General features: G+C 67.9%; 23 protein-coding genes, 1 tRNA gene, 1 other RNA gene and 2 pseudogenes. 9 read left to right on the top strand and 18 right to left on the bottom strand.

The window, feature by feature from the left end:
- Positions 1–198: 198 nt before the first annotated feature.
- The 4 genes from ACZ79I_RS20995 to ACZ79I_RS21010 are packed head-to-tail and all read right to left on the bottom strand — an operon-like array spanning position 199 to position 3,702.
- A complete protein-coding gene (locus ACZ79I_RS20995) occupies positions 199–687 on the bottom strand; it encodes a hypothetical protein (protein WP_471499035.1) in 489 nt (162 codons plus the stop codon).
- A 39-nt stretch (positions 688–726) separates the two neighbouring features.
- Positions 727–1,284 carry an SMI1/KNR4 family protein gene (locus ACZ79I_RS21000; protein ID WP_471499036.1) on the bottom strand — a complete coding sequence of 186 codons (558 nt, stop codon included), beginning with the start codon at positions 1,282–1,284 and terminating at the stop codon, positions 727–729.
- Positions 1,281–1,817 (bottom strand): hypothetical protein, encoded by a 537-nt coding sequence (locus tag ACZ79I_RS21005; protein ID WP_471499037.1) that lies wholly within the window; start codon positions 1,815–1,817, stop codon positions 1,281–1,283. Before ACZ79I_RS21005 ends, ACZ79I_RS21000 begins: the two co-directional genes overlap by 4 nt.
- A gap of 40 nt (positions 1,818–1,857) precedes the next feature.
- Entirely contained in the window at positions 1,858–3,702 is a 1,845-nt protein-coding gene (locus tag ACZ79I_RS21010) for a PE-PGRS family protein (protein ID WP_471499038.1), read from the bottom strand.
- A gap of 560 nt (positions 3,703–4,262) precedes the next feature.
- On the opposite strand from ACZ79I_RS21010, the gene ACZ79I_RS21015 reads away from it, so the two are divergent.
- The 3 genes and pseudogenes from ACZ79I_RS21015 to ACZ79I_RS21025 all read left to right on the top strand — a co-directional run.
- The gene (locus tag ACZ79I_RS21015) at positions 4,263–4,994 is read left to right on the top strand and encodes a hypothetical protein (RefSeq protein ID WP_471499039.1); all 732 of its coding nucleotides are present in this window, start codon (positions 4,263–4,265) and stop codon (positions 4,992–4,994) included.
- Positions 4,991–6,016 carry a hypothetical protein gene (locus tag ACZ79I_RS21020; protein ID WP_471499040.1) on the top strand — a complete coding sequence of 342 codons (1,026 nt, stop codon included), beginning with the start codon at positions 4,991–4,993 and terminating at the stop codon, positions 6,014–6,016. Before ACZ79I_RS21015 ends, ACZ79I_RS21020 begins: the two co-directional genes overlap by 4 nt.
- Before the next feature lie 19 nt (positions 6,017–6,035).
- Positions 6,036–6,194 (top strand): annotated as a pseudogene (locus tag ACZ79I_RS21025) (transposase family protein); the annotation flags it as partial.
- Between the two features lie 265 nt (positions 6,195–6,459).
- Here the strand turns inward: ACZ79I_RS21025 and ACZ79I_RS21030 are convergent.
- From ACZ79I_RS21030 to ACZ79I_RS21065, 8 genes and pseudogenes are all read right to left on the bottom strand, one after another.
- Positions 6,460–6,776 (bottom strand): annotated as a pseudogene (locus tag ACZ79I_RS21030) (DUF6087 family protein).
- Between the two features lie 70 nt (positions 6,777–6,846).
- On the bottom strand, positions 6,847–8,010 hold the full coding sequence (gene tgmC, locus ACZ79I_RS21035) for an ATP-grasp peptide maturase system methyltransferase (protein WP_471499041.1): 1,164 nt from the start codon (positions 8,008–8,010) through the stop codon (positions 6,847–6,849).
- Complete coding sequence (tgmB, locus tag ACZ79I_RS21040) at positions 8,007–8,966, bottom strand: ATP-grasp ribosomal peptide maturase (RefSeq protein WP_471499042.1); 960 nt, start codon at positions 8,964–8,966, stop codon at positions 8,007–8,009. The genes tgmC and tgmB overlap by 4 nt, the downstream gene beginning before the upstream one ends.
- 4 nt (positions 8,967–8,970) lie before the next feature.
- Complete coding sequence (gene tgmA / locus ACZ79I_RS21045; protein ID WP_471499043.1) at positions 8,971–9,225, bottom strand: putative ATP-grasp-modified RiPP; 255 nt, start codon at positions 9,223–9,225, stop codon at positions 8,971–8,973.
- 66 nt (positions 9,226–9,291) lie between these two features.
- Positions 9,292–9,414: a hypothetical protein gene (locus tag ACZ79I_RS21050; protein WP_471499044.1), complete on the bottom strand. Its 123-nt coding sequence runs from the start codon at positions 9,412–9,414 to the stop codon at positions 9,292–9,294.
- Positions 9,415–9,571: 157 nt separating this feature from the next.
- Positions 9,572–9,877 carry a hypothetical protein gene (locus ACZ79I_RS21055; RefSeq protein ID WP_471499045.1) on the bottom strand — a complete coding sequence of 102 codons (306 nt, stop codon included), beginning with the start codon at positions 9,875–9,877 and terminating at the stop codon, positions 9,572–9,574.
- The gene (locus ACZ79I_RS21060; RefSeq protein WP_471499046.1) at positions 9,874–10,431 is read right to left on the bottom strand and encodes a hypothetical protein; all 558 of its coding nucleotides are present in this window, start codon (positions 10,429–10,431) and stop codon (positions 9,874–9,876) included. The genes ACZ79I_RS21055 and ACZ79I_RS21060 overlap by 4 nt, the downstream gene beginning before the upstream one ends.
- Positions 10,428–11,027, bottom strand: coding sequence for an ATP-binding protein (locus ACZ79I_RS21065; RefSeq protein ID WP_471499047.1), 600 nt, complete (start codon positions 11,025–11,027; stop codon positions 10,428–10,430). Before ACZ79I_RS21065 ends, ACZ79I_RS21060 begins: the two co-directional genes overlap by 4 nt.
- A 146-nt stretch (positions 11,028–11,173) precedes the next feature.
- On the opposite strand from ACZ79I_RS21065, the gene ACZ79I_RS21070 reads away from it, so the two are divergent.
- Entirely contained in the window at positions 11,174–12,391 is a 1,218-nt protein-coding gene (locus ACZ79I_RS21070; protein ID WP_471499048.1) for a helix-turn-helix domain-containing protein, read from the top strand.
- 28 nt (positions 12,392–12,419) lie between these two features.
- Positions 12,420–12,902: an NUDIX domain-containing protein gene (locus tag ACZ79I_RS21075; RefSeq protein WP_471499049.1), complete on the top strand. Its 483-nt coding sequence runs from the start codon at positions 12,420–12,422 to the stop codon at positions 12,900–12,902.
- 150 nt (positions 12,903–13,052) lie between these two features.
- Here ACZ79I_RS21075 and ACZ79I_RS21080 read toward each other — a convergent pair whose 3' ends face one another.
- The 4 genes from ACZ79I_RS21080 to ACZ79I_RS21095 all read right to left on the bottom strand — a co-directional run bounded on the left by ACZ79I_RS21080 (position 13,053) and on the right by ACZ79I_RS21095 (position 18,310).
- A complete protein-coding gene (locus tag ACZ79I_RS21080) occupies positions 13,053–14,777 on the bottom strand; it encodes a relaxase/mobilization nuclease domain-containing protein (RefSeq protein ID WP_471499050.1) in 1,725 nt (574 codons plus the stop codon).
- A gap of 5 nt (positions 14,778–14,782) precedes the next feature.
- Entirely contained in the window at positions 14,783–15,346 is a 564-nt protein-coding gene (locus tag ACZ79I_RS21085; RefSeq protein WP_471499051.1) for a MobC family plasmid mobilization relaxosome protein, read from the bottom strand.
- A 439-nt stretch (positions 15,347–15,785) separates the two neighbouring features.
- Complete coding sequence (locus ACZ79I_RS21090) at positions 15,786–16,787, bottom strand: DUF2637 domain-containing protein (RefSeq protein ID WP_471499052.1); 1,002 nt, start codon at positions 16,785–16,787, stop codon at positions 15,786–15,788.
- Positions 16,788–17,146: 359 nt separating this feature from the next.
- On the bottom strand, positions 17,147–18,310 hold the full coding sequence (locus tag ACZ79I_RS21095; RefSeq protein WP_471499053.1) for a DUF3631 domain-containing protein: 1,164 nt from the start codon (positions 18,308–18,310) through the stop codon (positions 17,147–17,149).
- Positions 18,311–18,695: 385 nt separating this feature from the next.
- Between ACZ79I_RS21095 and ACZ79I_RS21100 the strand changes: the two genes are divergently transcribed.
- The 3 genes from ACZ79I_RS21100 (at position 18,696) to ACZ79I_RS21110 (ending at position 20,902) form a co-directional block, all read left to right on the top strand.
- Positions 18,696–19,217, top strand: coding sequence for a helix-turn-helix domain-containing protein (locus ACZ79I_RS21100; protein WP_471499054.1), 522 nt, complete (start codon positions 18,696–18,698; stop codon positions 19,215–19,217).
- Between the two features lie 133 nt (positions 19,218–19,350).
- The gene (locus ACZ79I_RS21105; RefSeq protein ID WP_471499055.1) at positions 19,351–19,656 is read left to right on the top strand and encodes a helix-turn-helix domain-containing protein; all 306 of its coding nucleotides are present in this window, start codon (positions 19,351–19,353) and stop codon (positions 19,654–19,656) included.
- Between the two features lie 10 nt (positions 19,657–19,666).
- Complete coding sequence (locus ACZ79I_RS21110; RefSeq protein ID WP_471499056.1) at positions 19,667–20,902, top strand: tyrosine-type recombinase/integrase; 1,236 nt, start codon at positions 19,667–19,669, stop codon at positions 20,900–20,902.
- A gap of 91 nt (positions 20,903–20,993) precedes the next feature.
- Here the strand turns inward: ACZ79I_RS21110 and ACZ79I_RS21115 are convergent, their stop codons facing one another.
- Both ACZ79I_RS21115 and ACZ79I_RS21120 read right to left on the bottom strand, forming a co-directional pair.
- Positions 20,994–21,782: an HNH endonuclease gene (locus tag ACZ79I_RS21115; RefSeq protein WP_471499057.1), complete on the bottom strand. Its 789-nt coding sequence runs from the start codon at positions 21,780–21,782 to the stop codon at positions 20,994–20,996.
- Between the two features lie 180 nt (positions 21,783–21,962).
- Positions 21,963–22,047, bottom strand: a tRNA-Ser gene (locus tag ACZ79I_RS21120).
- A gap of 73 nt (positions 22,048–22,120) precedes the next feature.
- On the opposite strand from ACZ79I_RS21120, the gene ffs reads away from it, so the two are divergent.
- Positions 22,121–22,217, top strand: an RNA gene (gene ffs / locus ACZ79I_RS21125) — signal recognition particle sRNA small type.
- Positions 22,218–22,226 lie beyond the last annotated feature (9 nt).

Here is a 22,226-nt window from a genome sequence, read left to right on the forward strand (position 1 = left end):
GGTCCGGCCCTCTGAGCTGGCGGAGGATACGAGATTCGAACTCGTGAGGGGTTGCCCCCAACACGCTTTCCAACTGTTCGTCCCGGGGTCCGGATGGGTTCGCCAGCGTCCTGACCTGCGGCGCGGTGGCCGACGCGGGAGCGTTTGGACACCCATGAACGGGGCTGAATGCAACCCAAACTGCAACCCACCCGCGGGTCAGTCAGCGGGCGCCCATCGCTTGATCACGACCGGCGAGCGGTGGGGTGCGGGCCAGATCTGGAGGTGAACCTGCTCGACGGCTTCTGTCGCATCGTGGCCCTCTTCACCCGGGTGGCGGACATTGGCCAGGTTCGCGCGCGAGGCGCGGACGCGCACGAAGCCCTTGGGGACCTCGAAGCGCGCGGCATCCGGTAGATAGTCGGTGCAGCCCAGGACGGCGATGCGGCCAGAGGACACCTCGAAGCTCGCCTCCACCACGTGGTCGAAGTCGTCACCGGCATCGCCCGGCGTCCGGTCGAGAAGCTCGACTGTCACCTCGACGTACATGTTGACCGCGGTTCCGATGCCGAGCATCTGCTCCGAGACCGCGAGGGCATCCGTCACCGCCTCGTCGGTCCAGGCATCACTCAGATCATCTTCGGCGTTCTCGTCCATCACATGGAGCTGGAAGTAGTCCGCGAAGAGCCGCAGCTTGGTTGCCGTCACCGGGTCCCCTGCCCCCTCTGTTGATCTTTTTGCCGGTCATCACTCTGTGCCTTGTTGAGCGTCCGCTGCGAGACGCTGTGCGGCATCGGGCCAGGGCATGGGTTCCTGCGCGTCCTCGGCCATCATGACCTCCTCCTCCCACCAGCCGGTCCCTTCCAGCCACGAGTTCAGCCACTGCGCCAGGGACGGCGAGTCGAGAAACCAGGCGTCAGCCCAGTCATCGGGGCCCGCGTTCGGCTCGAAGAGCAGAACGGGCACGGCGGGATCGAGGCAGTCCACGGCGGCGTACATGCCGCAGCCCCAGTCCAGGATCGGCAGCACGCCGCACGGCCAGTATTCCGAGCGAGCGTTCCGGAGCGGCCCGTACTCGGATACGACGGTTCGCCCGTCGCCGACGAGCGGCAGAAGGGTGTACTCAGGGCCGAAGCCGCCGTTGGCCACCTGCCGGTACAGCAGGCGCAGCAGCGGCGGCAGGCTGAAACCGAGTACATGCTCGGCGTCGGCGATGTCCTGTTCGCTGACGGAGGGGGCAAGGCCCGCCACCTCCTGCTCGGCGCGGTCACGCACACGCAGCAGCAACTCGGGCAGGTCTTTCATGCAACTGCCTCTTCGATGGTGAGATGCCGGGCGATGACGTCTGCAGACTCTGGCGCGAGTCGGTAGATCCCCTGCAGGCTCAGCGCCCGCACGAGCCGGCTGTCCTCGACGTACTTGAGCTTCCGCTCGCCCCGGCGCGAGGTGAAGGTGAGGCTTTCCAGGTGCTTTCCGGGCAGCGGTCGGTCGAACCTGAGCGGACTGCCGGGCGGCCCCAGCACGACCTCGGAGATGCAGCCGCTCTTCAACGGGTGCCAGTGGATCAGCTTGCGATAGTCCTCGTCGCCGAGCTCTGCGCCGGCCCTGCCGTAGTCGACGACCCGCTGGACCTCCATCGAGCAGACCGGGTACAGCGCGGCCTGCCAGGCTCGGACGGCGAAGATCCGGTCGCCAGGCACGACGCCGGCACGTCGGAAGCTCGGACGCGACTGATGGGGACCGCCGAACAGCACCGTCGGGCGCTGCCCCGTGAAGCCTCCGCGTATCAGTTCACGGCACAGGTCATTGGTCCACAGCACGGTGTAGGAGTTGGCCACGGCCGAGAACATAGCGGTGGCCACCGACAGCGCCTCCCGGCTACCGGTCCAGCAGGTGTTGCATGACGGTCTCGGGAATAGCCGGGTTCGCGGCGGCGCGGGCGGCGGTTGCGGTGTCGTGCAGGAGGGCGGCCAGGACGCGGGTGGGCAGGCGGGGATCGGCAACTGCTTCGTCCCTGATGCCCTGGTGGGGGTCGTCGAGCAGGCGGATCACGGATGCGGCGGACAGGCGCTGGTCGCGCAGGGCGCACCAGCGGACACCTGGGTCCGCGTCTCTGCTGAACCGTTCCACCAGTTCGACGGTCGACTCCGGATCGAGGAGAGCGAGCTCGCGCGCAAGGGGGTTGGGATCGTCCGCGTAGCGCATGGTCCCGTGTCGGGGGAAGTTGGGGTGGTCGACCATCCGTGCGGCTGAGTAGCCGTTCCAGCTCTGCACCATTTCCAGTAGTACGTCGGCCGGGGCCTGGGCGCAGTGTTCGGCCAGGAAGAGCCGGACGACCCAGTCCTCGTCGTGCGCCAGCAGGTCGACGACATCGGGTGGCAGGTTCTTCGCGCAGGCGGCGCTGCGGCGGAGCATCACGTGTGCGGAGGTGGCGCAGCGGCGCATGGCCTCTTCGTCGTCCTCCAGTTCCCGGACCCACGGGAGCGGGCTGCAGCGGGCCTTGGGGTTGAACTCGATCGCTATTCGGGAGCGTTCCGCTTCGGTGAGATCCGGGCGGATGGAGATCAGCCAGCGGACGTGGGGGGCGGGGTCCTGGCCGAGCAGGGCCACCAGGTCGGCGTCCAGGTTCGGGTTCTGCGCCGTAGCACTGTGCAGTTCGGTCCCGGTGCCGTGGACCAGGTCCTCGGCCAGTTCGCGGGCGAGCATGCAGGTACGGGCGGCACGTTCTCGGTGCCTGTCGCTGGGGAGTCCGGCGAAGTCAGCCGCCGAGAGTGGCGTGGAGCAGTGGTGCCTCAGAACGGCTTCGGCTCGCACCCCGGCGTCAGGGTCCTCAAGGAGGGCTGCCTGCGCCGAGGGGGCCAGGTGAGTCCAGGCGCGCGGAGCGGCTGCCTCGCGCACCTGGGGGTCTGGGTCGACGGCGAGTGCGGCAAGATGCCGCACCGGCAGGTCGCGGTGGAGGGCCAGTTCGGCGCGTACGCGCGGGCTGGGATCGGCGGCGAGCTGGGCGTACGTCGCATCGGTGAGTGGTGATCGGCCATCCACGGCGCACGTGAGGAATATCCATCGATGATTGGGCTCGGCATCGTGGAAGAGTTCGGCGCGCTGTTCGGCGTTGAGCAGCCATCGTTCCGCCAGCCTTTTGCGTACTCGCCACTCCGGGTGCGCGATCCAGGCCCGGACCACGTCTTCGGGGAGTTCCCGGTAGATCAGCCAGGACGGGAGCCGCTCCTCGGGGCCGACGTTGAGAAGACGAAGCAGCACGGGCGCGGTCGCGGCGCGGTTCCTGGCCAGCCCATCACGCCATGCTCCGCGCAGCCCGGCCGGGGCGGTATTACACCTCAGAATGGTGTTCCAGTCGGCCTTGCGCTGCTCCGCGCTCTCCGCAGCCCGGGCCTGTGCCGACGATTCCAGCCAGTCGGTGAACGGGGCGATGGCGACGAACCAGACCGCGTACTCCTCGGTGGTGGCGCCCAGAACGCTCTCTCCGTCCAGGGACATGGCCACGAATTCCGGTTGGCCCGGCTTCGGGCCGAGAAGCCCGGCCAGATCCCAGCGCTCCGCCAACCGCACTCTGGTCCAGTGGCCACGCTCGCAGCAGGTGCAGCCCTGGTTGGCGACGCTGATCAAGAACTCCCCGTCGGTGTTGATCACGTCGTGCTCGACAGCGAGCCGCTGCCACTGCTGGTTCAACTCAGCGACCAGGTCGGGATGGTCGCTCGGCACAGCAACCGTAAGCTCTGTGTTCCCTGCGATCACCGGCCGCCAGGCGGCCACTGCGGGCCGTACATCGGAGACCCGGCCATGCCCGACTACCTCAAGGCCGGCGCGATGGAACAGTTCGCTCAGTGCACTCTTCCCGCCCGTCATGACGGCCATCTTCCTCTACTGCCAATGGTGCGAAGCTGCGAACCTATGAGCTGGGTCGTGTCCCCGGTCGTGGTGTAGCCGATCACGGTCCGTCGCTTCCACTTTGGAGCCGTCCGCTACTGCCGCTGCCAGCCGTCGTACGATCACCGCTGGTCCCGGCCCGGCGAGCCTCAACAAGGCCTCCGGCGAGGGCGATTCGGGCCGCGACCTGGGGATTCCGTGAGCTTGATCGGCTACACCACTCGGCGGGACGACATCATGAGCTGGTCTGTCGCCGACTCGGACAAGGCTCCTGCGTCACCAAGGGCCGCGAGTTGGGGCCACCCGTTTCAGAGACACTGGTAGGGCCGACGTGACCGGACGCCGCCCCGACGACCGCCACATCGACCTCATTGCCGGTACGAGCCTTGGAGGTCGTGGCCGACTCGGGCCGGGAGGCCGCCGAGCAGGTCGGGGTCAGTATGGCCAATGTGGACGAAATGACACGGCTTCTTCACGAGCCCGCCCTGGCGATCGCTTCGGCAGTAGTCTCTTCCAGGTACTGCTGCTGGCAGAATCGGAGGGGCTCGGCGATGACGGATGCCTATTCGTCGCAGAAGCGTGTGACGCGCTGGGATGTCTCTGTGGGGGACCTGCCCACACAGGTCTTGGCCACTTCGGCGGACAGCCGTCTGTTCCTGCTTCCTGATAAGACGGTTGACGGTGTGGGCATCTACAGGGATGACGCGGCTGGCCTTGCCAAGACCCTGAGGTATCACGGCGTGGACATTGACTTTGCCTCCGCTCGGGAAGACAGACGCTACCTCAGCGAATATGGCGCTGCTGACGTGGTGGCAGTGATCGCGCTCGCCGTGGCAAGCAACCTCACTAGTGACTTGATTAAGGGTATTGCCATGACCGTGTGGCATCGGGCGCGTTCGGCGATCGGGGCGGAATCCACACGTGAGGAAGTGGGCTCCGCGAATGTGACCGTCAGAATCGCCGAGATCGTGCGAAACGATCACGAGATCGTCATCCGGGGCTTGGAAGTCACCAGCCGAGTTGCAGACGTCGAAGGCATAATTAGGGATACGGTCGCCACTAGCTGGCCGACGCGGCTTCCCCCTAGAACTTCAGACACCACCGCACCAGAGGACGCGCCTGAATGAGGATTTATGGTCGCGCCATCCGCGCCGGCGTTCCCCTTCCTCCGGCGGCAGGTCCGGTCCGCCTGGCAATGATGTATCAGGACGGTATAGAGGCGCTGAAGGAGTCCGCGCGCCTGTACGGGCAGTGCTGCCGCAGTATGGCGCAGACCTGGGGTTTGGATCTTTCGCAGATACCCTCATGGGAATCGACAAACGAGTTCATCCAGAGTCACGACCTCCATTCTATGAAAGCCCAGCGGGAATTCCTCATCGAGGTTTGGTCAAGGACAGAACGTCGACTGCGGCGTGAGATCAACCGGCGTACGCACATTTCACCGCTCCTCATCGTCCCTTCAGTTCTACGTGCCGATGAACTCGATCACCAGCAATACGCGGTGATGGCGAATGGGCTGTACGCGGAGCCTGGAGCGCAAGTACATGTTGATCCGTGGCACGACCTGGAGAGCTCGGCACGAATGTCCCTCGCGCGGGCAGTCGATGCTTTCAATTTTCTGGAGGACACCGAGCTCGCCGAACTTGCCCACCAGCATGTGCACAAGATTGCCGCTCTGGTTGGCGGCGTCTTCGGTTGTGATATCACGTACAGCGAGGATATCTACTGGGACACTTGCCCGCTCTCGCTGATGCATCGCAGATGGGGAATGTCTATCGGGTTCACTGCGACACGCCACCTCTCTCTATGCGGAGAAGACCTAGATCTGTGTGAACACTTGCTCGATACAATTTACGAGGTCAAAATTCAGCGCACTGCTGACGGCACATGCAACGCATGTGGGCGCCGTAGCTGTTCACACGTCGATGGCGAAATCGTGCCTGCTTACCCTCACGCAGTCATGGCCGATATGCAGGTCCACGAAATAAGTCTGGTGCCCAAACCGAGAGATCCGCTGGCCCGCATCATGAAAGTCGAGCTCGATCCCCAACTCCTCGCCCACAGCTTGGGAGAAGAACCTGACGGCCGTAACGTCCGCTGCTACCGATGTCTCCATCCCTGTGAGGGCTTCATGACTCCACAGGACTGAAGAGGACGGCATCCGGCGGGTGCACCCGACCACCGCGGACGAGGGCGCGCGGGCCTGCCTGTCCTGCGGGGTGACCGCCTCCCGGGTGAAGGGCTCAGCCATCACCCGGCCTCGTGATCTCCCCTACGGGGAAGGCGGGTTGGAATTTCGCTGGCACAAGCGCCGCTGGTACTGCCGCGAGCCGCAGTGTCCGAGGAAGTCGTTCACCGAGCAGATCCCGCAGATACCGGCCGGCTCGCGGATCACCACGCAGTTGCGCAGCGCCGCCGGGCCCCGGATACGCGATGCTGGGTCCACCGTCATCCAGTCTGCCCGAGACCTGCACCTGTCCTGGCCGACCCCAGGATTTCTCCCGGGGACCCTGCCCTTGGCGATGGCAGCGGCGGTGGAGCGCCCGGCGGCTGTCTCCGGCGGGAGCGGATCAGCCGAGGCGCTCCTGAGAGTCAGCGCTTGCTCGGTTCCGGCGCCTGGGGTTTGCGGTGCCTTCCGGTGCCAGCGCCAAGCGGCTTGCGCTCGGGCGCCGGCACTGAGGTCGGAGGCTCGCTGGCCTGGGGGTACACGATGCGCTTCGCCTCGGCAAGGTTGGCGGCGAACCATGGGGCTCCCACGCGTGCCCGTTCCATCGCTGGATGACGCGGGGCGCGTCCGGGTTTAGGTGAGAGCCCTGGGGGCCGTTGCCCGGCACCAGCGGGATGGCGCGGAGCCGCCCGATCTTCGCGTCACGGCGTTCCGCCCACTCGGACAGCGGTTCGCCGTCCATTCCGCTTCCTCACGACTCGACGGCTGCTCATCGACGAGGGTAGCGCCTCTGCTGAGGCGGACTCTTCGCGTCAGTCGAGACGATGCTCCCAGTTCAAAGCTGGTGCTCCCGCGATCCAATAGTGGTGGGATGCCTGCGTGATGCGGAGCTGAACGGAGTCGATCTCGGGGTGCCCCGCAGCCTCCCAGGCGACGAGCGCCTCCTCGATCCGGTCCCAGAGGGGCGCGGGACCGCCCTGCCGGACCGTCCACCCGTCACCATGGGCGATGAACTCTGCGAAAGACTCCCGGTCGGGGTCGAAGACGTAGAGCAGGCGGGTTCCGTCGCTTCGGGCGGCGCGGACGAGTTGTACGCCGGGCGCGGCGAGCTGGGCGAGGAAGGCGGGCATCCAGTCGTCCAGCAGGGTCGGGGGCACCTTCGTCTCCCGCTCGCTGTCCGCGTAGGCCGTCCGGGCGGACAGATCGCCGGCCACCGGCAGGACGGCTTGGGAACGCGCCTGCATGAACGAAGACCTGCCGATGATCCGGCCCTCGGCGTTGCCGTTGTCGTCTACGGTGACCTTGGCCAGGCCGGTCCCGTACGGCCAAGAGCCCACGGTGCTCAGGATGATGCCGCCGGGCTTGGTCTGGCGGACCCAGGTGTGCGGGATGCGGCGAACGGCGCAGGTGGCGATCACCCGATCGTATGGAGCGTTCCGGGGATAGCCGAGGAGGCCGTCGCCGGTGACGGTCCAGGCCGAGAAGCCGAGCGTCTCCAGCGCGGTGTCCGCGCGTTCCGCCACTTCCGGGTCGACCTCGACCGTGGTCACGTTGTCCGCGCCGAGGTAGTGGCACATCAGGGCGGAGGAGTAGCCCGTGCCGGTGCCGATCTCCAGCACCCGGTTGCCTGCCTCCAAGTCCAGGCTTTCGATCATTCCGACCACCGTGGCCGGGGTGGTGGAGGAGGAGGTGGGTACCCCCGCAACGGGTTCGGCGGTCTGGTCGGCGGTCAGGTGGCCGTCGAGCTGGGTGGTCAGGGTGTCGTAGCGGTAAGCGGTCTTGAGCCACTCGGCCGGGTCGGTGCCAGTAGCCGTGATGGGTCGCCAGGTGCCGCCCTCGTCGAGGAATACCCCGGGGTGAAGGAACAGTTCGCGTGGCACGGCTTCGACGGCCCCGCGCAGCCACGGGGACGTGAGGACCCTGTTCTGCGCCAGCAGTGCGGCGAGGCGGCTGCGCTCGGGCGCGGAGTCGGTCATGAGCTTTCTCCTTGGGTGAGCAGGTCGGCGAATGCGGAGGACATCGGGAGGCTGGTCTCCGTCTCCAGCCACCCCCACTGGCCGTTCGGGTTCAGCTCCAGCCACCAGTAGTTGCCCGTTCGATCCACGGCGAGATCGAAGCTCCCCGATACCAGGCCAAGGGACTCCAGGTAGAGGTGCAGCGCCTTGTTCACCCGGTCGGGGAGGTGTTCGACGGTGTAGGTGAGAGCGCTGTAGTCCTTGCGCCAGTCCAGCATGTCGGAGTCGATGCGTACGGCGAACGTGTGCCGGCCGACGACCAGCACGCGGAGGTCGGCGACTTTGTCCACACGGGACTGGAACAGGTGTGGGGCGACGCGAACGCTCTCGTTGATCTCGTCGGCAGTCACCGGATCAGCCCAGCCGGTAACCGGCACACCATCCCGTGTGTACGGGGTCCAGCGCAAGGTCTTGAAGATCACGTCGCCCTGGTTGGTGATGAACTCTCGGGCCTTCTCCGGGTCGTTGGTCACCAGGGTCGGTGGCACGGCGAAACCGAGGCGCTGGGCGAGGGCGAGTTGCGCGGGCTTGTAGTCGGCGGCGGCGATGCGCAGGGGGTGATTGACCCAGAGCGGGCAATCCATCGCGTAGAGGGTGCCCCCAAGCCCGAAGCGGACCTGCGCAGCCGCGAACCGGGCGTCATCCGGCTCCAGGTGCGAGAAGGCCGGCCACTCGGGGCGGCGCCAGTAGACCGCTCGGACGCGGGTCAGGTCGGCGGCCCTCGACGGGGTGCGCACCTGCCCGGCCATGGAGGCCGGGCAGGTGCCGAACCGAGCCGAGACCGTCAGGCCGGCGCCGATGTCCGCGGGATTGAACCTGACCACGGGCACGTTCTGCCGGTTGAGTTCGCTGATCACCATGTCGGCGGTCAGGTCATCCGCCTCAGTGGCCACCAAGATCGGCCTCTCCTCGGTCATGTCGTCAGTCCTGCTCGGAGTCCTGGTCGTGCCCCTGGTCGTTCTTGGAGTCCGAGTTCGTGGTGGTCGAGGTCTCGGTGCCCTTGCTGGTGCCGTGCGCGCCCATTTCGACCACCAGGCCGTCGCGGTCGCGGAACACGCCGAGCTGCGTGCCGGGGTCGACGGTGACTGAGGCGTGCGGGCGCTGGATGGTGGTCGGGTACGGCGCCAGGCGGCCGGCGCCCCACGGCGCGATCGGCTGTTCGACGGCGATTGTCACTGGGTCTCCTCGAAGCGGAGTGGATGTTGGAGTGAAGCGAACGGACGAGCCTTGGGCCGGTCCTGGCTATGCGGCCAGCAGGCCGCCCACCAGGTCCAGTACCTCGGCCTCGTCGGGCTCGGTCGCCGGGGTGTCGCTCGCGATGACCTCCAACCCACCGCGGTCGGTGGTCTCCGTGCTTTCGGGCATGGTGCCCTCCCCTTCTTCTCTCATTGGACCCAGCCCCAACGGGCCGGGGATGCCTGTCCGTGGCCACGGACAAGCCCGCCACTGGTTGAGCTATCGGTCGTGTTGGGAGGAACCGATGCTTCTGGGAAGCCCCTCACCGGCGGCGGAAGCTGGTCGGTTATCCGCCCTGTTCGCGTTCGGCGGCTACGGCACTCCTGATCTCGCGGAGCCCCCGCTCCGCGAAACCCGGGTCGTCCCACTCGGTAGGCAGGCTCGCCCTGAAGGCGCGGCCCATGGCGTCGAGGCGGCGGTACAGCTCGCGTTGTGTGACGTGCCGGCACCACCACTCCTCGGCGGCCCACAGCGGGCGCGTGAGCCGCTCGCAGAGCGAGGGGCCGGGCGGGTGGAGTATCCGCTGAATGTTTCGCTCACGGTTGGACATAGGCGCTCTGCGCCGTGTGCGCATCCGCATCATGATCTTCATGACGCCACCTCGGCGCGGCTACCGGGCCAGCCCTCTTGATCGAGGAGGAGCAGCAGATCGCGGGTGGTCGATGCCGCGAGCCGTGCGGCCCGCAGTGAAGCAGGGGCGTTGTCGTCCGCGACCACCCGAGCACGGTTCACCATATGTGCGACGACAACCCGGCCGGTGTCCAAGTGCTCCTCCGCCGCCTCCGAGAGGGCGGCCAGATACTCACGCAAGGTGAGGACTGTGGCGGTCAGGTCTTCGTCGGGCACTTCGTCCAGGTGGGCACTGAGCACGTAGTCCACCGTGCTGCGGATGGCTGCCGGGGTGATCTCCATCGGCCTGCTCGGCTCTTGTGACTGCCAGCGGCGCATGGCCTCCAGGAGGCGCCGGAGTGCGCCATCGTCTGTCGCTTCAACGGCCGCCGATGCGAAATCAGGTGCCTGATGGCCAGCAGGCTGCAACTCGCGGGTGGTGCCCGGGTGGCGCCTGTCGAGGCGGCCTGCGGTAGATCGGCGAGTGGTGCGGACCAGGAGGGTGAAACGCGACGGGCGCGCGTGGTGGGCCGTCACAAGTTCACCGCCTTCGCGGCTTCCGCTCCAGTGGACGGGTCGTCTGTCGTCGGTACGTCGATCAGGGCCCAGGTGCTTTTCGTGCCGTCGCCGTGCGGCATCCAGCCCCAGTCGCGAGTCAAGGAGCTGACCAGGACCAGCCCGCGCCCGCTCTCGGCGCTGCCCGCCGATCCGTGACGCAGGATCGGCGGGTTGGCCGAGCCGTCATGGACCTGGATGAGAAGAAGCTCCTCGCCATAGGTGGCGGTGAAGCCGACCTCGGGACACGGGGCGTGCCGGACGGCGTTGGTGACGAGTTCGGATGCAACGAGCTCGGCATCGTCGATGATCAGGGCATCGAGACCCCAAGCGTCCGCGATCCGTCTGACCGACGTCCGGATCAAGGGCACGGATCGGTCGGACAGGAGGAAGCTCATCTGCATGGACGCGTGACGGAGTTCTTGGCCCTGTGCGCCAGGTGCCGCTATGTTGCCGTCGCCTTGGAGGGGGCTGTGGGGTACCGGCAGGGTGCGAAGTCGCTCAGGGCCCAGGCAAGGCGCCGTCTTCTCCTCGACGGTGGACGCGCCGATCTCGTGGCCATGAGGTTCCATCGACATTCGTCCCTCCTTGCCCCATAACAGGCGGCTAGCGCCGCTGTGCTTGATGACACGTCAGAACGCTAAAAGGGTGGAGGGAGGAGAACCCGGAATATTCTTCCGGGGTGGGGAAACCATGCAGCTCCAGGCTGGGGGTCATGCGAGGAATGACCGAGACGTTGAGCGTCGGCGAGCGCGTCGCCTGGTACCGCCGCCGACGCGGCATGCCGCAGGAGGTACTGGCCGGCCTCGTCGGGCGGACAGCCGACTGGTTGAGCAAAGTGGAGAACGGCCGCATCGAGTTGGACCGGCTGTCCGTGATCAAGTCGCTGGCCGACGCTCTCGACGTGCAACTCGGTGACCTGCTCGCCGAGCCGTCGCTTCTGGACTGGACGCCCGACGCCCTGGGCGGCACCGTGCCGAAACTGCGGGAAGCCCTGATGGACTACAAGCAGATGTCCCCGCTGCTGGCATCCGATTCCACCAACCAGCCACCGGACCTGGAGATCCTGCGTACCGAAGTCGGATCGACCTGGTCGGCCTATCAGGACGCGAGATACGCGCGAGCCACCCGTCTGACGCCCGGCATCCTTGCGGCAGCCCAGTACGCTGTCCGCGTCTACGAGGGCGAGCAGCAGCGGGAGGCCCAAGCCCTGCTCGCCATGGCCTACCAGGGCGCGGCCATGGTGCTGACGAAGATCGGCGAAGCTGACCTCGCGTGGATGGCGGCCGATCGGGGTCTGGCCGCAGCGCAGGAGTCAGGCAACCTCGTCGTCACCGGCTCGCTCTTCAGGTCGGTTGCCCACTGCCTGCTCGCCAACGGCCGCCCCACCGCCGCCCGGGACCTTGTGGTGGCCTCCGCCAGCTACCTGGAAAACGGCCTTGCAGACGCCTCGCCGACGTACCTGTCGATCTACGGCACGCTCTTCCTCGTCGGAGCGATGGCCGCAGCCCAGATCGAGGACCGGGCCATGGTGAACGAGTTCCTCGCAGAGGCCGAACAGACGGCCCAGCGTCTCGGACATGACGCCAACCACATGTGGACTGCGTTCGGCCCGACCAATGTCGCTATCCACCGCATCTCGACGGCCATGGAACTCGGCGACGTTCAGATCGCCGTCGACCAGGGGCCACGTGTCGACACCTCCACCCTGCCCTTGGAGCGCCGCGTCCGGCACGCCCTCGAACTGGCCCGCGCGTACAGTGCTCAGAACCGCACGGACGAAGCGCTCTCCCTCGTCCTGGACGCGGAGGAACTGGCGCCCGAGCAAGTCCGCTACCACTTCATCTCCCGCCACCTGGTGACCGCCTGGGTCCGGCAGCAGCGGGGCAAGCCGAGCCATCTGCTGGCCGGGGTGGCTCAGCGGCTGCGCGTCATCGGGTGATCCTTGCGCGACGACTACAGTCGCTGCCATGAGCGACTCCGAAGCCCACGAGGCGGTAGCCCAGCCCCGCACCGCCGCCGGCGTGCTGTTCTTCGACGAGGCCGGACGCGTGCTCCTGGTCAAGCCCACGTACAAGCAGGGGTGGGAGATCCCCGGCGGCTACCTGAACCCGGGCGAGACTCCGAGCGAAGGCGCGGCTCGGGAGGTCAAGGAGGAGATCGGCATCGCCCCGCCGATCGGCCGCCTCCTCATCGCGGACTGGGCACCCCACCCGACCGAGGGCGACAAGCTGCTGTTCGTCTTCGACGGAGGCATCCTCACAGCCGGCGAGCGAGATCAGATCACCCTGGACGGGGTGGAAGTCGACCAGTTTGCGTTCCACGAGGCCGATCAGATCGACGGAGTACTCATCCCTCGGCTGGCCCGTCGAGTCCACGCGGCGATCAGTGCCCGAGCACGATCAGAAACCGCCTACCTTGAGAACGGGGCAAGCCTCGGCGTCGAGGACTGACGCACTGGGCCGAGTGCAGTGCCGGCCTGGGGAGTTGCATCCGCTGCGATACCCCCTTGTCGGTGACGGGGCACGACGACAAGGCTCCGGTGGTCGGGGCCCATTCCCGACCACCGGAGATCACGCCAAGCCGGCATCGCCGGCTTGGTCCTACCTGCGGCGGCGCTGCTGATTGTCTGCCGGGGCGGCTGGAGTCGCGGCCGGCTGGGGCGTGCGCTGCTGGGGGAGAGTGCCGAGGGTGGTGGAGCGCAGGCGGGCAGCTTCGGCGCGGCGGTTGGGGACGGGGTTGCGGCTGGTGTGCTGGATGCGGGCGATCAGGACGCCGGCCGGTTGGCGAGCGGTGGTCAGTTCGCGCTGTGCGGCGGCTTCCTTGAGGAGTTGGTGGGGCTTGTGCCCGCCGGCTTCGGCGTCGGCGAGGACGGTGGCGAGGGCGGACCAGGCGGGGTCGGCGAGGATCCGGTCGGCGTGGTCGGGGATGGCGGCGCGTACGTCGCTGGCCAGGGTGCGACGGGTCTCCTCCTTGGGCCGGCGGGCTTGGAGTTCGGTGAGCGTGGGCGCGAGGGCGTGATCAGCTGCTGCCTGGAGGTGCAGGACGGTTTGGCGAGCGGCGTCGGTCTGGTGAGCGTGGCCCTTGGCTTCGTGCCAGCGGCTGGCGAGGATGGCGGCCCAGACCAGGGCGGCGGTGAGGGCGGCGAGGGCGCTGCCGTCGGGACCGGTGGCGGTGTTGACGATGTCGCGGGCTGCGGTCCGCAGAGTGTGGGCGGCTCGGTCTTCTGCCCGGATTTGCGAGCGCTGGGCACGGGCGAATGCCGTGCTGGCCGCTTGTAGCTGGGCGCGCAGGTCGGCAGGGGCCTTCTGGGCGGTGGCCTCGATCAGTTCCCCGAGGGCGGTGATGTGCGCCTGTGCCCGCGCGTCACCACTGTCGCCGGTGCCGGTGATCTCGGCTTGAAGGGTGTCGAGGGCTTCGGTGGCCTGCTGCCAGGGGGTGGTCGGCCGGTTGCGGCGGGCGGTGGGGTGCTCCTCGGGCACGCTGCTTTCGAGGCGGGCCTTGAGTTTGGGCAGGGACAGGTCGGGGGCAATTTTCCCGCCGGGGTGGAAGATCTGTTTCCCGTCCTTGTTGAGGTCCCCGGGGCGGCCGACGGAGTAGCCGAGAAGGTCTCCGGATGGGCCGCGCCGGGGCTTGACCAGGACGTCGCCGGCTTCGAGGTACGCGAGGAGTTCCTCGGCGCTGGTGGTGTTGGGGATGGCGGCCCGGATGCGGTCCTGGAGCCATTCGCAGCTGGTCTGGTCCCAGCCGAGGCGTTCGGCCTTGTGCATCTCGGCCTGGGTGGGGCGCCGGGCGCCGGTGCGATCGCCCTTCTTCAGCTGGCGCAGCCCGTAGTCCTTCTCGATCTCTCGGCACTCGGCGCCGACGCGCTCGCCACTCTTGTGGAGCCTGGGGCGCCGCCCGTCCTCGCGGACCGTGGTGGCGAGGATGTGAATGTGATCATCCGCGTGGCGCACGGCGATCCACCGGCAGGCGAGGTCGTCACCCTTGGGCGCGATGCCGGCGGCCTGGACGATGCGCTCGGCGATCTCGGACCATTCGACGTCGGAGAGGTAGCGGTCCTCGGGTGCGGCGCGGACGGGGCAGTGCCAGACGTGGTCGGTAATCGGTCGGCCGAGTTCGCTGTTGCGCAGGCGGACGGGCGCGTCGAGGTGGTGGGCCAGTTCGGTCAGGGTGGCGTTCTCGTTCCGGCCGGGGTCGGGCATACCGAGCATGGCAAAGCCGGCCACGATGTGCGGGTCGAGGTGTTCGTCGTGGGTTCCGCGGCCGTAGAGGTAAGCGAGCAGACCGCGGGTGTTGGCGCCGGGCGCCTTGATGGCGGCTATCACGTCGGTCAGACCTCGCTGGTGTCGGCGGGCTGGCGCAGGGCCTCGGCGATCTGCGTCAGCAGGCGGTGCAGTTCGTCGAGGGTGCGGCGGATGTCGGTGGGCGGGTCGTATCCGCCGTTGAGGGCGCGGGCGATCTGGTTGACATTGTTGGCGACACCGGCCAGCTGGCGCATGACGCGGGCGCGGAACTCGTGCGTGAGGCGACGTTCTTCCGCCAACGGCAGGTCGATGAAGAACCGGCCGTCGATGAAGGCCAGGACGACGTCGGCGGCGAACCCGGACAGACCTCGGTAGCCGTTGGCGGCGGCAGCCGCACCCAGCCGGGGCTGCTCGTCGGGTTCGAACCGCAGAGGGCCGACGCGCTCTTCGCGCTTGGTGCCGGTGGGGCGGCGGTTCTTCAGTTCGGCGCTCTCGTCGGCGTCGTCACTGGCGGGCTTGTTGTCGGGCTCGGTCGGGTGGAGGCCGGCGAGGATCTGCTTCTGGGCGGCGAGGAGCTTGTCCGGGTCGGTGCCGACCTCGGCCCCGACCTCCTGGCCCGGCGCGCCCTCGTGCCGGGCCGTCTCCGCCACCCCTGGGGCGGAGATCCCGCGAGTCCGGCCACGAGTCGGACTCGCGGTACTACTGGCTCCGCCAGGAGCCCCTTCACCAAATGCCCGGCGCCAAAGGGCCTTGACGTCAACGTACTTCGATGCTCCGCCAGGAGCCCCTTCACCAAATGCCCGGCGCCAAAGGGCCTTGACGTCAACGTACTTCGATGGCTGATCCGGACCTTCGGTGTTGCTGTCGTCGAGGTGCGGCCTTTTCCTCACTGCATTGTCTCCTGTCGGGGCGCGCGGGGCTGTGGGCGCTGCTGGGCTGTCGGGGGCGTACGGGTGGGATGGTCCGGGCGACCAGCGGTTTGGCGGTGCTGCGTTTCTGGGATAGGGGGCTGTTGGTGGCGCGGCTGCCGGGGTGTCGGCAGCCGCGCCGGCCTGCTGGATCGGGTGGGCTATGGATGTCCTGATGGGTTCAGGTCCGGTCGGCGAGGGGTCGCTGGTCGGGGTGCTCGCGGGCCTGGGCGGCGCCGCGGACCAGAGTGATGGCCTCGGCCAGGCGGCCGGTTCCGGCACCGAGTCCGGATTCGGTCACGGCCTTGCGGGCGCTGTCGCGAGTGATTGCGTCCGGGTCCGGGTGGGCTGCGGCGATCACCTCGGCGAGCCGCTCCAGTGTCGCCATGGGTGGGCGTCCGCCCTGGCTCTGGGTGCGCGGTACGGAACCCTCGTCCTGCCCCTGGCCTGCGCCATCGGGCTCGTCCTCGGGCTCGCTCTGCGGGGAGTCGGTCGGCGTCACGGTTCCCGTGCCGGTGTCCGGATCGACGCTTCGGGACCTCCGGGAGCCCGGAGTTGTTGCTTCGGCGGTCTGCGCGAACCCGGCCTGTTGGGGGTGAGGCAGGTCGTGCGGCTCAAGCCGCTTCGGCTGCTGGTACGAATCCGTCAGAAGGGTTGCGTCGGCTTGCTGCTGCCGGTACGGAACCGGTGCAGTGGTTCGGTACGCCGGGGTTCGCGCCGGGTCGGTGCCGCCGTAGCGGGTGATCAGGATGTGCAGGTGGGTGGCTCCGGCCAGGGCGAGCGGGGCGATGGCGGACAGGACGGTGACGGTGGTGTCGTCGAGGTGGAGGGCCACGGCGCCGGGCTGGTTGAGGTCGAGGGCGTGCAGACCGTTGGCCCAGATGCTGGCAGCGGTGGCGGCGATGAACAGGGTCCACGCATACAGGCGCGCGGGCAGCGGAGCCTCGCGCAGGACCAGCAGGGCGCGGACGCCGTATGCGATGAAGCCGTCGATCACGACGGGGAACAGGTAGGTCAGGGTGGGGCGGACGTGGATGGCGCCGGCCATCTGCCGGAGTGCGTCATAGGACAGGGCGCATCCGGTGACGCCGAGCAGGATGATGGCGAGCCGGTCCCACGAGGTGGCGTGGTGGCGGCCGGTCGGCCCTGTCGGGTCGGCGGTGGGTATGACGGTGTCGGGCATGGTGAAGGTGTCCTTGCGGGTGGACTGCGGGGGTGGGTGCGGTGCGCCGTCTTTGCCGTCTTGCCGTTGCAACCGCAGGTCAGGGCGGGACTGCAGGCTGAGTCGGGTGACGTCCAGGACGGCAAGGACGCGCGATGTGGCGAGCCGGTGGCTCGGTTCGTGCGATGGCCTGTGGTGCGTCGAGACGGATCGCTATCCGTCTTGGGACCGATAGCCGTCCCGCGCCAGGGGCCTTTGACCTGCGGTTTCTCGGCTGGGACGGCAAGGACGGCAGAAGACGGATGTGTGGCTTGGGCCGGTCCCCACCGATGACGCAGTGATCGCGCGGGCTGCGGGGGCCGGCGGCTGGTCAGCCCGCCTCAGCCCGCGTCGGCCTGCGGAGCGCCGAGGGGGTGGACGGCAGGGCAGTAGCGCTTCCAGGCATCGGTGAACTTGGCGCGGGTGTAGCCCTTGCGCTGGATCTCGCCGACGCGCACGTTGCCCGAGGAGATGCCGTACTCGCGCAGCATCGCCCCGAGGCCGCGCGGGGTGAGGCCGCCACGTCCGTGCTCGGCCCAGGGGGCTTCAGTGTCCCCGTTGAGGGCATACAGGATCTCGTCGGTGCTCAGCTGCTCCTGCTCGCCCTTGGCGTGGAAGATCCTGCGGATGTCGGCGAGGATGCGGGCGTTGCTCGGGCTGTCCTGCTCGGCCTCGGCCTCGGCGGCGACCATGCGCGTGCAGGCGTGGCGGGCGAGTTTGGGCCAGGAGCCGCCCGCGAGGTCGGCGACGATCACCAGGGGTTCCCAGGTGTCGGCGGCGCGGTCCTCCACCGGCATGGACGGCTCCAGGACCAGGGCCCGCTCGGCGAGGGGTGTCGCCCACTGCGCGAGATGGGCGCGCAGTTGGTGCAGGGCGGGGCTGTCGCGTTTGGTGCGGTAGGGGCTGACGCGCTCGCCCTCGGCGCGGCGGCGCATCCGGATCACGATCGACCGGTCCATGATCGTGTCGGGGAGGTCGCCGATGCCGGCCAGCGCCGCCATGGCAAAGGTGTGGAAACGGTGCGGGGTGTGGTCGTTGCCGACCACCCGCAGGACGTAGCGGTCACGCTGGTGACCGGCGTTGAGCAGGCCGCGCATCTCCTCGTTTTTCTCGGCCTGCTTGGGGGTGCCGAAGATGGTGTCGGCCTCGTCCACGAGCAGGGTCGGGGGCTCCTCGGTGATGGAGCGGAAGACGGCGGCGGCAGTGGAGTTGACCGTGATGACGGGGTTATGGACGGTCTCGGTCAGGACGTCGAGCAGGCGGGACTTACCGCACCGCTTCGCTGGGCCGACCACCGCAAGGCGCGGGGCGTGCTGCCAGGACGCCTGCAGGTGGGTGGCGGCGACCCACAGCACGGTGGCGTCCAACGCCTCTTCGCTGGGCAGGATCACGAACCGGGCTATTGCCGCCTTGAGCCGGCCCAAGAGGGCCGCGCCCTCGTCGGCGGCGGCGTCCTGGCCGGGATCTGCTGTGTGGATGGGGTTGGGGCGGGTATTCTCGCTCATGGAGATTCCTCACTCGACGGCTCCGGGGGGCAACCCGGTCCGTTGTTGGTCAGCTGTCCAGGGATGGGCGGTGTAGAGGTTTCCGATCAGCCCCCGGTGTTCGTAGCGCCGGGGGTTTTGTCGTTCTCTGGCGGCGCGACCGCCGGCATCAACCTCCTTCAGGTTTGGATTCCCATGCTGTACCCACTGTTGTACTACCCTCGGTGCACAGAAGTCAAACCGGAAAGCGGTTGGACTTTCAATTCCATCATCGCATAGTGCCAGCTCACGCCCTTGTGTGACCTGCACCACTATCAGTTTCATGCTCTTGACGGTTTGGAATCTCATGCTGGTATCGTTTATGCATGGTCCGGTGCAGTGCCGGCTCACACGAGAGGAGGTCAACATGGACCAGCCCAAGGCGCGCCGCCTCATCCCCCGCGAAGGGGAGGCACTGGTGGCTCACAACCTGAAGATCATGAGGAAGGCCGCCCGCCTGTCCCAGGATGACCTCGCCGAGCGCATGAACCGCCTCGGTTTCAAGTTCCACCAGACCCAGATCGCCAAGATCGAGAACGGCACCCGGCCCATCCGCTTCGACGAGGTTCTCGGCCTCGCCAAGGCACTGAACCTGCCCGCCCAGCACTTCATGGCCGAGGCCGTGGCAAGCCCCGACGATCCCCACTATGAGCTCCAGGAGGCAGGTTTCCGCCTCCAGGACCTCGAGAAGGAGTGGAGAACCGCCCAGGACCTCGCCGACGCCGCCAAGGCCCGCCTCGAAGAGGCCGAGCGCGAGTATGACGAGATCGCCGAACGCCTCGGCATCGACACCACCACCGATGATGCGCCGGGGCCCACGTTCTACCCGGCCCCCAACTCGCCCTGGGATCCGCTCCTCCAGGACGCGGACACCCCGGACGCCGAGTAAGTAGGCACACCGCCGTCCCCTCGGTCCCTCGGCGCTACGAACGCCGAGGGCCACGCCAGGGACCCCATCACACCGCCCATCCCGCACAGCAACCACGACGGCGCGTTGCCCCCGCGCCGCCGAGAGGTATCCCATGCCTGAAACGTCCATGCCCATCGCCCTGCTTGCGGACGCGCTCGGCGTCACCCAGCAGCAGCTCCTCAGCCTCGTCCAGGCCAACGTCTCCACCGCGCCCGACCCCACGCTGGTCGCACTCACCGTCGAGGAAGCCGCTCGTCGGCTCGGCGTCGGCCGCACCACGATGTACGCGCTCCTCGCCTCCGGCGAGATCCCGTCCGTGACGATCGGCCGCCTGCGCCGCATCCCGGCCGAGGCGCTCAAGGACTACGTCGCCACCCGCACCCAGTCCGCCCGTTCGACCGTCGCTCTCGCGGCCTGAGGGGGCGGTCATGGCCAAGTCCCGGCAGCCCAACGGCGCCTCCACGATCTACCTCGGCAAGGACGGAAAGTGGCACGGCTACGTCACCGTCGGTGTCAAGGATGACGGCAGGCCCGACCGCCGCCACGTCAAGCGCAAGACTCGAGCCGACGCGACCAAGGCCGTCCGCGAACTGGAGAAGGAACGCGACGCGGGCCGTGTCCGGAAGGCCGGCCAGACCTGGACGCTCGAGTCCTGGCTGGTGCACTGGGTCGAGAACATCGCGGCCCTGCACGTCTCCGAGAACACCATCGACGGCTACCGCGTCGCGGTCTACCACCACCTCATACCCGGCCTGGGCGCCCACCGCCTCACAAAGCTGCAGCCCGAACACCTGGAGCGCTTCTACAAGAAGATGCAGGACGAAGGCAGTTCGCCCGGTACCGCGCACCAGGCCCACCGCACCGTGCGCGCCGCCCTCAACGAGGCCAAGCGCCGCCGCCACCTCACCGAGAACCCGGCCAGCATCGCCAAGGCCCCACGCCTGGTGGAGGACGAGGTGGTGCCCTACACGGTCGAGGAGGTCCAGCTTCTCCTGGAGGTGGCCAACCGCCAGCGGAACGCCGCGCGTTGGGTGATCGCCCTGGCCCTGGGCCTGCGGCAGGGCGAGGTGCTCGGGCTCAAGTGGGCGGACGTCGACTTCGACCTCGGGGTGCTGGTCGTCCACCGGGGTCGGCTGCGGCCTCGGTACCGGCACGGCTGCGGCGACCGCTGCGGGCGCAAGCCCGGGTACTGCCCGCAGAAGGTCAACATCCGCCGCGAGACCAAGGAGACCAAGTCCCGTGCCGGACGGCGGCCCATCGGCGTCCCCGAGGAACTGATGAAGCTCCTTGCGGAGCACCGCGACGAACAGGAGCGCGAACGCCGCCTCGCCCGCGACCTGTGGGTGGAGAAGGGCTACGTCTTCACCTCGCCGACCGGCGAGCCGCTCAACCCCAACACCGACCACCACAAGTGGAAGGAACTTCTGGAGACGGCCGGTCTTCGTGACGGCCGACTGCACGACGCCCGCCACACGGCGGGCACCATCCTGCTGATCCTCGGTGTCCCCGACACCGTCGTCGACGCGATCATGGGCTGGGAGCCCGGCCAGTCCGCTCGCATGCGCCGCCGCTATCAGCACCTGACCAACCGGGTGCTCACCGACACGGCCGATAAGGTCGGCGGACTGCTTTGGCCGTTGGCTGAGAAGCCGCTCGCCGACTGACGCCGCGGGCCCCAGTTCGGCAATGGGTCGGCCCGTACACATCTGGCTTCGGGCCGACCCTTTCGAACTGGATGCGTACGCCACCGAAGTCTTACTCTTCGGCGACCTGCGCTTCGCCTTGCCCGGTGGTGAAGGGCCGACCGCCCTGGTCCGCGACGACAGCCTGCGATGCAGGCTGAACCTCGACCCGCAGCATGGGCCATGCCATGGGGTCGCCTCGACCATCGACGTAAAGCATGTGGCGGACATGTGCGCCCACGAGAAAGTCCTTCTCCGCGAGGTCGCGAATGTAGTGCTCCAGCGACTTCTCCGCGTCCCGGTTCTCCCGCACGCTGTGGAGCTCCGGGGCGATGTCCAGGTAGTCCCGGAGGAGGTCCAAGAACTCCACGATCAGCGACTCGTCATCGTCAGGAAGGCCGTCCGGCAAGGCGTACTCGAACGTCACGCTCGCCTTGATCATGTTCCACAGCGGGTTGCCACGAGTGATCAGTGCCAGCACCCGAGGCTGTGGGAAGGCTGGATCGGAGACGAGCCTCGGGCCGCCAGCAGCCTCCTCGTCCAACGAGCGACGGACCCAAGCAGCGTGCTGCTCCTTGATCTCTCTGAGTCGCTCAACCGTGAAGTGGTTTGGTTGGTCATCGATCTGCTTATGATGCTTGCTGCATAGCAGCAGCAGATTCGTATGGCTGTGCCTGGAGTCATCGTCGAGGTTCCCCGCCCGTGGACCGCCCTGGGAACGGGCCACGATGTGTGCTTCTTCACCGAACACGGATGGATCATCACAGTCCGTTCCTGGGGTAATCACTTCGCCACGGCAGATTGCGCATCTCCCGCCGGCTTCAGCCCACACGATCTTGCGCGTCTTCTCGGAGACCCCCATGCGTGGCACCTTGCCAGAGCGCCCAGGCCGGCGCAGAAGAACCAGACCGGTTTCCTCTGCGCGAAGGGAGTCGTCGAGCTGCCTGAGCGCGAGCAACTGCAACCCAAACTGCAACCCTGTAACGACCTCGGCCCGGGCAGCATGGCTGTCCGGGCCGACGTTTGCCCAGGCGGGCGGGTGCGGAGGATACGAGATTCGAACTCGTGAGGGGTTGCCCCCAACACGCTTTCCAAGCGTGCGCCCTAGGCCTCTAGGCGAATCCTCCGCCGGAAACATTACATGACGGCGGGGAGTGCTAGCGAACTCGTTCAGCGCCTCCGCGATCGGGTACGCTGGGGCCCAGCCCCTCACGCGGCGCTATCTGACTGAACTCCCCCAGGGCCGGAAGGCAGCAAGGGTAGGTCGGCTCTGGCGGGTGCGTGGGGGGTCTTCTGCGTTGCCGGG

The sequence above is a fragment of the Streptomyces sp. PSU-S4-23 genome (assembly GCF_055632315.1).

Bases quoted from the DNA above. Each gene is read 5' to 3' on its own strand.
- ACZ79I_RS21090 (WP_471499052.1), bottom strand. From the start codon at position 16,787: ATGCCCGACACCGTCATACCCACCGCCGACCCGACAGGGCCGACCGGC.
- ACZ79I_RS21110 (WP_471499056.1), top strand. From the start codon at position 19,667: ATGGCCAAGTCCCGGCAGCCCAACGGCGCCTCCACGATCTACCTCGGC.
- ACZ79I_RS21115 (WP_471499057.1), bottom strand. From the start codon at position 21,782: ATGGGGGTCTCCGAGAAGACGCGCAAGATCGTGTGGGCTGAAGCCGGC.
- tgmC (WP_471499041.1), bottom strand. From the start codon at position 8,010: ATGACCGACTCCGCGCCCGAGCGCAGCCGCCTCGCCGCACTGCTGGCG.
- ACZ79I_RS21105 (WP_471499055.1), top strand. From the start codon at position 19,351: ATGCCTGAAACGTCCATGCCCATCGCCCTGCTTGCGGACGCGCTCGGC.
- ACZ79I_RS21055 (WP_471499045.1), bottom strand. From the start codon at position 9,877: ATGAAGATCATGATGCGGATGCGCACACGGCGCAGAGCGCCTATGTCC.
- tgmB (WP_471499042.1), bottom strand. From the start codon at position 8,966: ATGACCGAGGAGAGGCCGATCTTGGTGGCCACTGAGGCGGATGACCTG.
- ACZ79I_RS21065 (WP_471499047.1), bottom strand. From the start codon at position 11,027: ATGTCGATGGAACCTCATGGCCACGAGATCGGCGCGTCCACCGTCGAG.
- ACZ79I_RS21100 (WP_471499054.1), top strand. From the start codon at position 18,696: ATGGACCAGCCCAAGGCGCGCCGCCTCATCCCCCGCGAAGGGGAGGCA.
- ACZ79I_RS21020 (WP_471499040.1), top strand. From the start codon at position 4,991: ATGAGGATTTATGGTCGCGCCATCCGCGCCGGCGTTCCCCTTCCTCCG.
- ACZ79I_RS21000 (WP_471499036.1), bottom strand. From the start codon at position 1,284: ATGAAAGACCTGCCCGAGTTGCTGCTGCGTGTGCGTGACCGCGCCGAG.
- ACZ79I_RS21050 (WP_471499044.1), bottom strand. From the start codon at position 9,414: ATGCCCGAAAGCACGGAGACCACCGACCGCGGTGGGTTGGAGGTCATC.
- ACZ79I_RS21075 (WP_471499049.1), top strand. From the start codon at position 12,420: ATGAGCGACTCCGAAGCCCACGAGGCGGTAGCCCAGCCCCGCACCGCC.
- ACZ79I_RS21095 (WP_471499053.1), bottom strand. From the start codon at position 18,310: ATGAGCGAGAATACCCGCCCCAACCCCATCCACACAGCAGATCCCGGC.
- ACZ79I_RS21070 (WP_471499048.1), top strand. From the start codon at position 11,174: ATGACCGAGACGTTGAGCGTCGGCGAGCGCGTCGCCTGGTACCGCCGC.